The 13,190-nt window shown below is 55.0% G+C and carries 10 protein-coding genes; 4 read left to right on the forward strand and 6 right to left on the reverse strand.

Annotated features, from left to right (window positions below):
• Position 1: 1 nt before the first annotated feature.
• From TU80_RS31785 to TU80_RS18470, 3 genes are all read right to left on the reverse strand, one after another.
• Positions 2-1,357, reverse strand: a complete 1,356-nt coding sequence (locus tag TU80_RS31785) for a restriction endonuclease subunit S (RefSeq protein ID WP_082643862.1) — start codon at positions 1,355-1,357, stop codon at positions 2-4.
• Positions 1,347-3,080 carry a class I SAM-dependent DNA methyltransferase gene (locus TU80_RS18465; RefSeq protein WP_057005086.1) on the reverse strand — a complete coding sequence of 578 codons (1,734 nt, stop codon included), beginning with the start codon at positions 3,078-3,080 and terminating at the stop codon, positions 1,347-1,349. Before TU80_RS18465 ends, TU80_RS31785 begins: the two co-directional genes overlap by 11 nt.
• A 662-nt stretch (positions 3,081-3,742) precedes the next feature.
• Positions 3,743-4,663, reverse strand: coding sequence for a LysR family transcriptional regulator (locus TU80_RS18470; protein ID WP_046382026.1), 921 nt, complete (start codon positions 4,661-4,663; stop codon positions 3,743-3,745).
• 159 nt (positions 4,664-4,822) lie between these two features.
• Between TU80_RS18470 and TU80_RS18475 the strand changes: the two genes are divergently transcribed.
• Complete coding sequence (locus tag TU80_RS18475; RefSeq protein ID WP_046382025.1) at positions 4,823-6,133, forward strand: MFS transporter; 1,311 nt, start codon at positions 4,823-4,825, stop codon at positions 6,131-6,133.
• Between the two features lie 68 nt (positions 6,134-6,201).
• On the forward strand, positions 6,202-7,386 hold the full coding sequence (locus TU80_RS18480) for a M20 aminoacylase family protein (protein WP_057005087.1): 1,185 nt from the start codon (positions 6,202-6,204) through the stop codon (positions 7,384-7,386).
• Between the two features lie 156 nt (positions 7,387-7,542).
• On the opposite strand, the gene TU80_RS18485 is transcribed toward TU80_RS18480, so the two are convergent.
• Positions 7,543-8,748 carry an MFS transporter gene (locus TU80_RS18485; protein WP_057005088.1) on the reverse strand — a complete coding sequence of 402 codons (1,206 nt, stop codon included), beginning with the start codon at positions 8,746-8,748 and terminating at the stop codon, positions 7,543-7,545.
• A 110-nt stretch (positions 8,749-8,858) separates the two neighbouring features.
• Between TU80_RS18485 and TU80_RS18490 the strand changes: the two genes are divergently transcribed.
• A complete protein-coding gene (locus TU80_RS18490) occupies positions 8,859-9,485 on the forward strand; it encodes a TetR/AcrR family transcriptional regulator (RefSeq protein WP_057005089.1) in 627 nt (208 codons plus the stop codon).
• Positions 9,486-9,550: 65 nt separating this feature from the next.
• On the opposite strand, the gene TU80_RS18495 is transcribed toward TU80_RS18490, so the two are convergent.
• Both TU80_RS18495 and TU80_RS18500 read right to left on the reverse strand, forming a co-directional pair.
• The gene (locus TU80_RS18495; protein WP_057005090.1) at positions 9,551-10,396 is read right to left on the reverse strand and encodes an MBL fold metallo-hydrolase; all 846 of its coding nucleotides are present in this window, start codon (positions 10,394-10,396) and stop codon (positions 9,551-9,553) included.
• Positions 10,397-10,442: 46 nt separating this feature from the next.
• Positions 10,443-11,636: an MFS transporter gene (locus tag TU80_RS18500; protein ID WP_177029903.1), complete on the reverse strand. Its 1,194-nt coding sequence runs from the start codon at positions 11,634-11,636 to the stop codon at positions 10,443-10,445.
• 495 nt (positions 11,637-12,131) lie between these two features.
• On the opposite strand from TU80_RS18500, the gene TU80_RS18505 reads away from it, so the two are divergent.
• Entirely contained in the window at positions 12,132-13,082 is a 951-nt protein-coding gene (locus tag TU80_RS18505) for a LysR substrate-binding domain-containing protein (RefSeq protein ID WP_057005092.1), read from the forward strand.
• The last annotated feature ends 108 nt before the right edge of the window (positions 13,083-13,190 follow it).

Raw genomic sequence — 13,190 nt, forward strand, 5'->3', positions numbered from 1 at the left:
GTCAGAAAGCCTCCGACAACATATTTTCGTGGGGGGCTTCTGTTTCTGGCAGGCGCAGTTGGCCGGAGATCAGGCGCGGTAGTAGGGTATCGCGGAGTTGGGTGAGGGTGTTGAGATGCGCTTGGTTACTATGAATAGTTGCCCAAAGCGGCTCTACCAAGTCATTGAACGCCAATTTCAAAGCCTCAGGCGGGTTTAGCACCGAGTAACTGGGGAATGCCTTTAACGCTATGCGATTGACTGTTGCCCCGTGGATCGTGTGCTTATCGAGCATCTGTTGAAATGGTATCGAAATGAACTGGTGAAACCAGAACAGTCCGGCACCGTCTTCAGTATGCGGACGGATCAGAGCTAGCCTGCGGCCTAGGCAACAACGTATCTCTGGCGGGATCACAGCAAAAAAACCAAGCGTCGCCTCGTAGCTGAAGACAATGTCGCCATGAGTTGGCTCAATACGCCGAGTCCACTTACTCCAATCGTTTTCGCTGATACGCCGAATATTAGCCAGTTCAAGACGTGTTCCAGTCAGATTTTTAATACCCAGGAAGATAGGGCCACTTTCCGACTCCGCCGGCGTGGCATGAGGGCCGTCGTAAATCCCCTCAACAAGCTTACCAATTGGTCTAACCTCCCATCCCGCGGGCAATAACCCAAGCTCGGATTCCTCGAAGCTATCGGGAAACAGCTCTGCGGTGGCCGCATCCATGCCTTCTGGCTCAAGCCTTTCCGCCTTAGCACGCACAGGGTCGAAATCGACGAACCAGGATTTGAATAGCGCCTGGGCGATGTCTTCTAAGGTGGCATTGGTTTCGCGCAGCAAAGTAATTCTATTGTCGAGGGCCGAAAGAGCCTCAGCTATAGCCCTCTGAGTGTTCAACGGGGGTAGCGGAAACTGGTAGGTACAAATTCGATCAGGTGACGTATGTTTAACCGTGGATCCTGTAGCACCCGATACAACCCATTGACGATAGTCATTAGTCCGCATGAGGTAATGCAGAAAATCTTTGTGTACCTGTGTCACTGACTTTATTAATACACGACCAACTCGTTGATTGTGTAGCCAAGTCGTGCCTCTGGTCTCAGGAACTATAGCGGAAAATCCCAGCGTATCGGCCGCTTTGCTCAAATCAGTCATCGTGACGATTAAATCGCCTTGCCTAAGGACGTAATCAGAGAAAATAGGGCCACTGTAGTACTTCCCTTTCCCAAGTTGGAAGCCACCACCAACTGCAAAGTTTCCTGGAGTTGTTAGCTGAAACGGTGATGGCTCATCAGAAAAAAATTCACCTTTGAAGGCAAAGCCATGCTTCACAGTGATCAAATCACTGAGCGGAGTGATCGGCCACTCAGAGCTCATATCCCAGCCCCCCCAGCTTCTGCCGGATCAACTGGTCAAGTTCCGCGCCCTTGGCTATCTGCTCGCCCAACAAGGCGGTAAGGTTCTGCATCTTGTCGGCAAAGGCCTCATCGTCGTCCTCTACCGCTTCCGCACCGACATAGCGGCCCGGTGTCAGCACATAGCCGTGCTCGGCGATCTCCGCCAGGGGGGCGCTGCGGCAGAAGCCAGCCACATCGGCGTATTCACCAATTTCACCGCCAACATCTAGGGGAACTCCGCGCCAGTTAGCTACGGTTTGTGCAATAAGTTCAATGTCGGCGTCGAGCAGTTCGATCTGCACCCGGCTGAGATTCGTACCCAGTTTACGGGCGTCGATAAATAAAACTTCGCCAGGACGAGCGACCTTCAGCTTGGCGAGGAACCACAGGCAGGCCGGGATTTGAGTATTGAAGAATAACTGGCCGGGCAGCGCTACCATCACTTCCACCACGTCGGCCTCGACCATGGCTTTTCGAATGTCACCTTCGCCGTTCTGGCTGGAGCTCATCGAGCCGTTAGCCAAGACGATGCCAGCACGGCCGCTGGACTTGAGATGAAACAACATATGCTGCAGCCAGGCGTAGTTAGCATTGCCTTGCGGTGGTGTACCGTACGCCCAGCGCGGATCGCCTTCTAGGCTGCCATGCCACCAGTCACTGATATTGAACGGCGGGTTAGCCAGAACAAAGTCGGCACGCAGGTCTGAATGTTGATTACGAATAAAGGTATCAGCAGGCTCACGACCGAGGTTGAAGTCGATACCACGGATAGCCAGGTTCATGGCAGCCAGACGCCAAGTAGTGGGGTTGGACTCCTGACCATAAATAGACACGTCGCCGAGTTTACCGCCGTGGGCTTCAATGAATTTTTCCGACTGCACAAACATACCGCCAGAACCGCAGCATGGGTCGTAAACCTTGCCATGATTCGGGTTGAGCACCGCCACTAGGGTTTTGACGATGCTAGCCGGGGTGTAAAACTGCCCGCCTTTCTTGCCTTCGGCACTGGCAAACTGGCCGAGAAAGTATTCATAGACCTGGCCAAGCAGATCTCGTGCCTGGTTGGCATCACCACCGAAACCAATTGTCGAAATCAAGTCAACCAACTCACCGAGTTTACCGTCAGGTAGCTGGGCACGAGCGTAGCGCTTGTCGAGTATGTTTTTCAGGCTGGTATTTTCTACCTCAATAGCAGACAAAGCTTCATCGATACGCTTGCCAATATCCACCTGCTTCGCAGCAGCACGTATTGACTCCCAACGCGCCACTTCTGGTACCCAGAACACATTCACTTCTTTGTAGTAGTCGCGCTCCTCCAGCTCTTGAGCTAGTAGTTCAGCATCGTCACTGTCCAGATAGTAGTCGTCGCCGACATCGGCAAAACGTCGCACCAGTTCCGCGCGGCGGCCAGCAAAACTATCAGAGATGTATTTGAGGAAGATCAGGCCGAGGACGATGTGCTTGTACTCAGCAGCATCCATGTTGGCGCGCATCTTATCTGCAGTGGCCCACAGCGTTTTTTGCAGATCCTGCAGGGTATTACTGGTTTGTGGAGCTGTGGCCTTGCGCCCAGGCTTCCTCTTTACCGACTCGGGCTCTGGGGTGATAGGACTTTCGCTCGACGAAAAACGAGCACGTGCCTGATTGAGCGCTTCTTCAGCAAGACTGCTGGCGGTCTGGTCGGCACCCTTTTGAACCGTCATGGACTACTTCCTACATTCGACGCAGATGAATTGCGTGGTAAAAATTGAAAAAACCGACCATAGAGGTTCAGGCGAAGATTGCCCGCATGATAACGGGTCACCACACCTTTCGTCTGAGTTGTAACGATCAAGAGAACGCGTACAACCTGAGTGCCCTGAATCGAGGTCAATCCAGCGGGCTTGCGAAGCATCAAGAAAGCTCGTCGCGGTTTAAACGGTATTCCAATTGGTATTCCAACCAAAAAAATCAAGCTGAAATTCACTTAACAAATCAACAGCCTACCTAACCAATTCAACTCACCCCGGCTCACCACTTCATCATCTAAAGACGTCCACGAACGTCTTTTTCTGCACCTTAAACCCAACAAAATCAAATCCTTCTAGGCCATCAGTACCCCTAGACATCCGACCCACCCCACATTACCGGGCACTCCAAATAGTACCAGTGGTCATTTTTGGAACACCAATTAACGCCATGGAACACCTCATGTGCGCCCAAGCCCCCGCCTCTCTGACCGCCAGCTCAAAGCGGTGAAACCGAAAGACACGGACTATCTCTGCGCCAAGACGCAGCGCGCGGGTGATTTGGCGACCATTAGCCCAGGGCCAGAATCTTCCATGTTTAAACTCATGCACCGGTTTTCGGGGCAGTTGGGTCAAGATTATTCCGAGACTTCAAAAACGGCCTTCTGTTTCAACATGGCCAACAACCTTTCAGCGGCAACTGACAGTTGCCGACCCGCTCGGACCATCAGGTGTGCCTCGGCACTTTCGAATACTTCGCTGCGGGTCCTGAGCGCTACAAGCGTACCTTCCGCGATTTCATTGGCTACTGCGTGCGAGGACAGGAAGGTCACCCCGAGATGGGCTTTTACATAGCTCTTGAGGGTGGCGATCGAGTTGGTGACCAGATTGGATTCGAATTGAATGCGATCGTGGAATTGCGCCAGCTTAACCAGATTGCTTAAGCCAAAGCCGTTGGACATCAAGCCCACCGGATAGGGGCAAACATCACTCAATGCCAGCGGCTGCTGCTTCTCGGTAAGGGGATGGCCGGGCCAGGTGATGACGCACATTGGCTGTTTGCGCAACATGACCGTACGCACGGCGGGATCGATAGGCGGACGGTAGGCCAAGCCGATGTGAGCCTGATCACTTGCCAGCATCCGCACTGTGTCGACGGCATTGGCGAACTCCAGCGTAACCACCAGCTTGGGGTGCTGCTGGCTGAAGTCCTGAAGCACCCAGCGGACTAATTCCTCGCGGAAACCCTCGCCCGCAACAATGTGAATCTCACCTCTCTCCAGACCCTTGAGTTCGGAAATCTGAGTCAGCAGCAATGCTTCGCTTGATCGCCGCTCACGACAATGGTTGATCACCAGTTTGGCAGCTTCCGTAGGGACGATACCCCTGCCGTGGCGCTGTAGGAGTTGCACACCCAACTCGCTTTCCAGCTGGTGGATTTGCCGGCTGACAACTGAGGGCTCGATATTCAGACGATCCGCTGCGCCTCGGATCGAGCCGGCTTCTGCGACCTCTGAAAAATAGTGAAGTCGCCGTTCATTAAGGCCGATTTTTTGCAATTAGGGCTCTCCTGTCTGTTGACTTAAAGTCAACACTCGCAAGCGAAGATCGCTATTGTTTGAAGTTTCTGCGCTCCCCATACTTTCTGTCAATTGGGCGATGCCAAGCTCATTTAATCGACACAATAAAAAAAATGCGGAACTTGTGAGGACTTCACTATGGCTCAGGCCGCAATACTGATTACACCGACCTCCCCCGATGACCTCGCCCTACGCAAGATGTATCGCAAAATCAGTTGGCGCCTATTGCCCTTTCTGTTGTTGTGCTATGTCCTCGCCTATTTAGATCGGGTCAATATCAGTTACGCCAAGATTGCGATGCAGCAGGAATTCGGTCTGACCGATGCAGCTTATGGATTGGCGGCAGGGATTTTCTTTATCGGTTATGTAATGTTCGAAGTGCCGAGCAATCTCTGGCTGGCGCGGGTAGGAATACGTAAGACGCTCAGTCGCATCATGTTGTTGTGGGGGGTGGCTTCAACCTCGATGCTGTTTGTCCATGACAGCACTACCTTTTATGTCCTGCGGTTTTTTCTAGGGGTGTTTGAGGCTGGATTTGCTCCGGGCATGATCCTCTATCTGACCTTCTGGTTTTCAGGTAAGCGTCGCGCTCAAGTAATGGCGTGCGTCCTGTTGGCAGGGCCAGTCTCGAACGTCATCGGTGGACCATTGTCGACCTGGATTATGGGGACTTTCGCCGACATTCATGGTTTGGCGGGATGGCAGTGGATGTTCATCCTCGAAGGGGCGCCTTGCATTCTTTTGGGTATCGCGGCGTTCTTCTTTTTGAGTGACTCGCCGGAACAGGCCAAATGGCTGAGCAAAGAAGAAAAACGGCTGCTGGCGAATGATCTGGAGCAGGTGCAGGCGTCAAAACAACATACTTTCGCTGCCGCCTTGAAAGACTGGCGAATTTACCTGATGGCCCTCATTTACTTCTGTCTGATCTGCGGTCTGTATACCGTCAGTTTCTGGCTGCCGAGCATACTGCGGGACGCTGGCGTAAAGAATATTTTCGAGATTGGGCTCTATTCAATGATCCCTTACAGCGCCGCCATTTTCGCGATGCTGATCAATGCTCGGAGTTCCGACCGCCTGGGCGAGCGCCGCTGGCACGGCGCAGTACCCGCCTTTCTGGGCGCAATAGGCTTAGTGCTGACCGGTTTCAGTTCCGGCAACCTGACGTTGGCGCTGTGCAGTATTACCCTCGCAACGCTATCCACATACTCGGCCTATGCCGTGTTCTGGGCTGTGCCCTCCAGCTACCTCAAAGGTACTGCCGCCGCTGGAGGCATAGCCCTGATCAACAGCATCGGTGCCTTCGGTGGCTTTGTCAGTCCTTCCATCATCGGTGCTCTGAAGACCTTCACCGGCTCGTTCGCTGCGGGGATGGCCGTAATGGCCGTCCTTTTAGTGATCGGCGGTCTTTGCACGTTGGCACTGCGTTTACCGGCCCAGGCTCAACCGTAGGAGCCGGGGATGCGTCCCAACTGACGGCACTCCTGCACTCCATTATTCACCGCTAGGAACTCACTGTGATGAAGACTGAACCTCACTACTGCAAAGTCGATGATTTACGCCCTCAAACTGAGGAGCTGACACGTATTCGCCGCCATATTCACCAGCATCCGGAAATGGCCTACGAGGAGTTTCAAACCGCCAAACTCGTTGCAGAGCGCTTACGGGCCTGGGGGTTCAGCGTAACCGAAGGCGTTGGTGAGACCGGTGTGGTAGGCAGCCTGACGGTAGGCGCCGGCAAGAACATTGGCATACGAGCAGACATGGATGCTCTGCCGTTGACCGAGCAGACCGGCTTGCCTTACGCCAGTGTCCATCAGGGAAAAATGCATGCCTGCGGCCACGACGGCCATACCACCATGCTGCTTGGGGCCGCTGAATATCTGGCGCGCACACGAAACTTCCGCGGAACGGTGCACCTCTATTTTCAACCCGCAGAGGAGAAGGGCTTCGATAGCGGTGCGCAACGCATGGTAAATGATGGCTTGTTCGAACGCTTTCCCTGTGATGCCGTGTTCGGAATGCACAACCACCCCGGCGAGGCTCCGGGCACCTTCCTGTTTAGAAGCGGACCGTTCATGTCGGCGAGCGACAAGGTCGCGATTACCATTCATGGTCTCGGAGGCCATGCGGCTCGCCCACACCTTACGGTAGATCCGGTTGTGGTGGCGTCCAGCATTGTCATGTCGCTGCAGACCATTGTCGCGCGCAATATCAACCCTGTTGAACCCGCTGTAGTCACGGTCGGCTTGCTTCAGGCGGGGGTTGCTAACAATGTGATTTCCAGCAGCGCCTACCTTGAGCTGAGTATCCGCTCGTTCAGCAAGCGGGTCCGTAGCCAGTTGAAAGAGCGCATCGAAGCACTGGTCCACGCCCAAGCAAACAGCTATGGAGCAACGGCCACGATCGACTATATGGAAGGTTACCCGGTGATCGACAACGACCGAGCGCAAACCGAATTTGCTCTGCAAGTAGCACGGGAACTGGTGGGTGATGAGCATGTGATTGCCCATGCCGATCAGCTCATGTCCAGCGAGGACTTCGCTTACATGCTTGAGCAGCGGCCAGGTTGTTTTTTACGCCTGGGCAATGGCGTTGGCGAAGATGGTTGTATGGTTCATAACCCGGCCTACGATTTCAATGACAAAAACTTGCCAATCGGTGCTGCCTACTGGGCGCGCCTAGTGGAACGGTATCTAAACTAAAGCAAAAAACCAGCCCCTCGTCTTGGGCGATCCAGACTCGCCCAAGCCCGGTAAATCTATAGCAAGTCGCCGCTGCGGCTTAAATCACGTATTCATGTTGTTCACTCGTTGTAATGCGTTGGAAGCTTGAGCATGCAGCGCAATGCTGCCCACACATCAATGACCAGCGACCACTTGGCTGGACTGCCTGTCACCTTGCGCAAAGCCGTGGACCCGCGCTCTAGATGCGATGAACAGACTGAGGAGTAGCAGTATCAATAACACCCAGGGAAAGGAACCCACTCCCCACTGGCCGAGTAACACGCCACCCAAGAGTCCCCCGCCAGCGACAGCGCTGTTCCAGACGACGACGTTCATGGAGAGAGCAACATCGGCGCCCTTGCCTGCGGCGTCGGCAAGCGCGGTTTGTAGAAGCGTCGCGGCGCCACCAAAGGTCAGGCCCCAGATAAAAACACCTAGATAAATCGCCACGGCAGAGCCTGAAAACAAGCCGAAGAAAACCGAAACGGCTGCGAAGGTTGCGAGACTGGCCAACACTGTCTTGCGCAGATGCCGATCAACCAGCCGCCCCGTTATCCAGATGCCCGCCAAAGCGGCAACACCAAATACCAGCAGAACCAAACCAACCTCATCGGCCAACCCAGCCCTGGAAACAAACGGCGCGACGTAGGTATAAAGAATGTTGTGAGCCAGCATCCAGGTGAAGACGACCCCCAGCACCGAACGTACACCAGGTGTGAAAAAGACCTGACGCAACGCCATGCGCTGTGAGGAGGATTGGCCAGGGTAGTCCGGCACCTTGATCAGCACCCAGACAATCAACAGCAAGGTCATCCCGGACATCAATCCGAACGCCATGCGCCAGCCCATGAACCCACCCAGCCAGGTTCCCAAAGGCACGCCCAGCGACAATGCGATGGGCGTGCCCACCATCGCGACTGCCAATGCGCGTCCCTGCAATTGTGGAGCAACCATCCGTCGCGCATAGCCCGCAATGAGGCTCCAGGCCAGCCCCGCAGAAACGCCGGCAAAAAACCGCGCAATCAAAGTAAGCCAATAGTGGGAAGACAGCGCCGTGAGGGTATTGAATACCAGGAAGCCGACAACTGTTAGCAGCAACACCGTCCTGCGGCGCCAGCTTTGCGTGGCAATAGTCAGCGGAATTGCTGCCAGCAGTGACCCCAAGGCATAAACGGTCACCATCTGCCCAGCCAAAGATGCCGAAATACCAAGCCCGCTGCTGATCTCGGGCAACAAACCCGCGGGCAATGTCTCAGTCACAATGCAAATGAAACCTGTCATCGCCAGTGCCAGTAATGCTCCAAGCGGAAGTTTCCCGCTCTGCGGCTCATCTGTAGTCATTCGATCACTCCCACTAATATACTGATCGGTACAAATATAGGGAGAGGCCGCAGGGTAGTCAATAACTTATGTATCGATTAGTATTTAAGTAACTCTGGAGGAGATCCGACATGGCACAGATGGGACGCCCGCGCACGTTTGACCGTGACCTGGCAATCACTCAGGCACTGCATTTATTTTGGGAGCATGGATACGATGCGACATCCCTGAGTCAGCTTAAGGCTAATATTGGTGGAGGCATCACCGCGCCGAGCTTTTACGCGGCGTTTGGCTCCAAGCAAGCCTTGTTCAACGAGGTAATGGAGCGCTACCTCACTACGCACGGTCGGGTCACCGACAGCCTGTTTGATACGACCCTGCCACCCAAGGAGGCGATTGAACTCACCCTTCGCCGGTCAGCGAAAATGCAATGTGAGCCCGATCATCCCAAGGGGTGTCTGGTGTCGTTGGGCCTGATGAGCGCTTGCTCGGACGAAAGCAAGGCCATTTCAGAACCTCTCGCACAGGCCAGGCGCTTAACCCGCGCAGGCATGGTTGCCTGTATTGAACGTGCTATCGCTGAGGGCGTGCTACCGGCGACCATTACCCCAGACACCCTCGCCGCGGTGTTCGACAGTTTCCTTCTGGGCTTGTCTACATTGGCGCGCGATGGTCTTCCACATGCCACGCTGGATGCCGCAGTGACTCAAGTGATGGGGATATGGGATAGCCTGTGTATTGTTCCCGACGGTCAATGAGCCAGACTCTCAAACGTCAGGAACCTTCCACGTGGTGATGGGCAACTTCGCCTGCAACTGAACACTTAGGTTCTGCTGACCAGCTTCAATTCATAACCGCCTGCGCAACAGCTGTGGACGTGTCCAATTCCCGTTACGTGCGGTCCCGTCACCAGCATGTCCTCCTGCGCGAGCCGCTCCAGCAATCGAACTCTCGTGTCGAGGGCCTGGACTGGGTCGATGTCAAAACCGATGCTCCAATGCGGATAGCGCAATTGCAAGAGTGTCGAATGTATGACATCTCCCCAGATCAGCACACGCTGGCCACCGCTCTCAATCTGGATGCCACTGTGACCTGGCGTATGCCCGTGAAGTGGGATCAAGCTGACGCCAGGAATGACGTGTGCATCGGCAGGTAGTGCCTTGATACGTGGCGCATAGGCCGTCAATGCCGAGTTTGCCAATTTGAACAGGCCAGCCTGCGACATCTGAGGATGTTTTTCAGGAGCCGTCGGGTCGGTCCAGAACGCCAACTCCTCGTGCGAAAGAAAGAGCGTCGCGTTGGGATACAACGCACTACCGTCCTCTTTGATAAGACCGCCAACATGGTCCTCATGCATATGAGAAATAATAACGCCTTGAATCTGGTCAAGCGCGTAGCCAGCAGACAGCAACGCCGCCGATGCTTTTCCGAAGCGAGGTCCCAGCTCGCGACCACAACCGGCATCGATCAACCAAAGCTCGTCGTTTTTCTTCAAAAGGAATGCGTTGATCGGCTCAGGAACCGGCCCCGATGCGGGGAGACCTGCACTTTTGAATAATGCAGCCCCCTCTTCCGAGGCCGCAGCTTTAATCATGTCCGTACTGCATAGAAAAATCCCGTCCAGTAACGTGACTAGTGTGAATTCACCGATAGTGTGCTCTTCAATCATTTCTTTATTCTCCAGATTGACCAGGGTAGGTACGCCGCAAGCGTCTTTACGCTCGCGCTCCAACCTTCGAGTGGTGGGTAAATTGCACGAGCAACGCAGCTGCGGAGGCGATCAAGGCCATGGCCATCACCGCGGTCCAGCCGCCGGACTGCCAGCCGATGCTGCCTGCGGCGGAACCGATGGCGCCGAAGGCGAATTGGGAAGCCATGAAAATGGTGTTGAAGCGGCCTCGGGCGGTGCCGGCGAGTGCGAGGATTCGCGACTGGTTGTAGATAAGAGACATCTGCAAACCGGTCGTCATCAGAATGGCTCCGACGCTAAGCCCCACCAGATTCACGAACGCGATCATTACGACAAAGCTCGCCACGACAAGGCCGATACCGACGTGACCGGCGTACTGGCCAGCAAGGCGCAACCCCAGTGGGGCAAGCATCACCCCGCCGAGTGCCACCACGCCGAAGAGCCCCGCAGTCCCACTGTTCAACCCAAACCCAGGGCCTTGCAGCAGGAGCGTGAGAATTGTCCAGAACGCACTGAAGCCGAAGAAAACGAGGCTTTGCACCAGTGCGGCCTGGCGAAGTTCAGCGCCATCGCGCACGACCCCAAACAATGAAACAAGCAACTCAATGTATGAAGCGCGGGATTGCGGTTGGCTGGTTGGAAGTTTCGCCGCGAGCCCTGCAAGCATCATCAGAGAAAGCACAGCGCCCAAGAGGAACATCGCGCGCCAGCTGAAATAGGCGCCCACGAAGCCGCTGATCACCCGAGCCAGCAACACCCCAACAAGCAGCGCGCTGGTGATTGATGCGAGAACTCGTTCCCGACTGCTTGGCGGGGATAATTCAGATGCGAGCGGGATGATGTGCTGGGCAATCGTCGCGAACACCCCAATCATGATGGACGCCATTGCAAGGCTATACAGCTCGGGGGCCGCGCTCGCGCAAAGCGTCGCTACCGTGAGCCCTATGCATTGAATGAGGATGAGCCGTCGACGGTCGATCTTGTCGCCTAGTGGCACCAGCAGAACCAAGCCCAACGCGTAACCAATCTGTGTCGCAATCGCGACGAGACTGACCTTGGTACCTATCCCGAAGCCGTCCGCAATCAGTCCGAGCAAAGGCTGGTTGTAATACTGGGTGCCTACTGACAAGCCGGTCGCTGCTGCAAGTAACAGTACAAGCCCCCGGCTCATGCCTGCGCCCTCAGTTTCCTGCTTGAGCTCTATAGATGGGGCGTTCATAACATGATCCTCCAGGCAGCGGGGTGCCATTACCTGAGGTAAAACTCAGGCAAGCAAAAATTCGGGGTATGTGGTTTGTTGCGCTTACAGCCTTAGCGGCGGCTGAGAGGCATGCCGAACAAAACTCGTTTGTCCGCAGGATTTATCGATACATCATCAAGGCCCAGGTCAGTTCCGGTGCGCCACTCGCGCGGCCGCCCGTCGCACCGATCAGGACGCCCTGCCGCAACGCGGCCTGCCAATGGGTCCTGGAAGACTGTGATCGGCCCTCGCTGCGACTTCCGACCAACTCGTAGCGGACAGCGCGACGCCTTGGTAATCGTCAAGAATTGCTACTTTCATCACGTCACGTTCCTATATCCGATTTGGTCCGCAAGCACGTCTAAACCAAGGCTCCATACCAATGCCTGGGTGCGATGCGTGAGATATTGACCGATCGATACATATCTGACAAATTGCTGTTCGTGATGGCATCTATCTCTGCGAGAGATGTAAATGACAACCCTTCGGACCCTCGATCTAAATCTCCTGCATGTGTTTTCCGTGCTCATGGAGGAGAAAAGTGTCAGTAAGGCCGCTGCACGACTATTTATTGGCCAACCGGGTCTTTCGGGCGCGCTGCGACGCCTACGAGAGACGTTGGACGATGAGTTGTTTGTACGTGTTGGACGAGGTCTGCAGCCAACGCCCAGGGCACTCGCGATTGCACCGGAGATCGCCAAGGCGTTATCTACCATCGAACACGCAGTGCGGGCGCCAGGGGTGTTCGATCCCGCCACATGGGAAGGTGAATTCCGCATTGGCATGTGTGACAACTTCGAGGTAGCACTACTTGGGGCCCTCGCGGCTCGAATCCGCGAACTCGCACCGCGCTCGCGCGTATTGGCAGTCGCTTCGACGAAGCGCGATTCGGTTCAACTTTTAGAGCAGGGCGCTTACGACGTCAGCGTTTCCGTTCACGAAAACCCACCTTCGTGGCACATGTATGAGTTGCTATTCCAACAACGTCTTGTCTGCCTTTATGACCCCAGGCAGCTAAAACTGACATTGCCGCTGAGCATCAAAAGCTACGCGAAGGCCCAACATGTCATCGTGTCGTCGGAAGGCGACGGCGCGACAAACTTGGACAGCGTGCTCAGCGCTGCCGGGGTCAGGCGCAACATCGTCGCAGGCGTGTCGAGGCACGCGTCAATTGCGCCGTTATTGCTGTCGGTACCGGCGATTGCAACTGTTCCCGAGATCACGGCTTATTGCATGGCGCCGCTTTACGGCCTTGAGGTCACCGCCGCGCCCTTCGAACTGCCCATGGAGCAAATCTCGATGTTGTATAGGCGCACTGATCAAATGGATGGCCGCTCCATTTGGTTCCGGAATATTCTTAAAGAGGTCATATCAGAGACATTAACAAGTCGCACGACGCTGGATGCAGTCGTGCGACTGTCTTGACTTGATCGCCCCCTCTGGACGTGCAAGGACGCGTATCGCGATGTCTGAGCAATTTCTCCCTAAGCTCTTGCTCAAAGGGTTGTGATAGCTGCCAGCCATCCGGCGATG

Origin of the sequence: Pseudomonas veronii (assembly GCF_001439695.1) — a bacterium.
Lineage (GTDB): Bacteria > Pseudomonadota > Gammaproteobacteria > Pseudomonadales > Pseudomonadaceae > Aquipseudomonas > Aquipseudomonas veronii.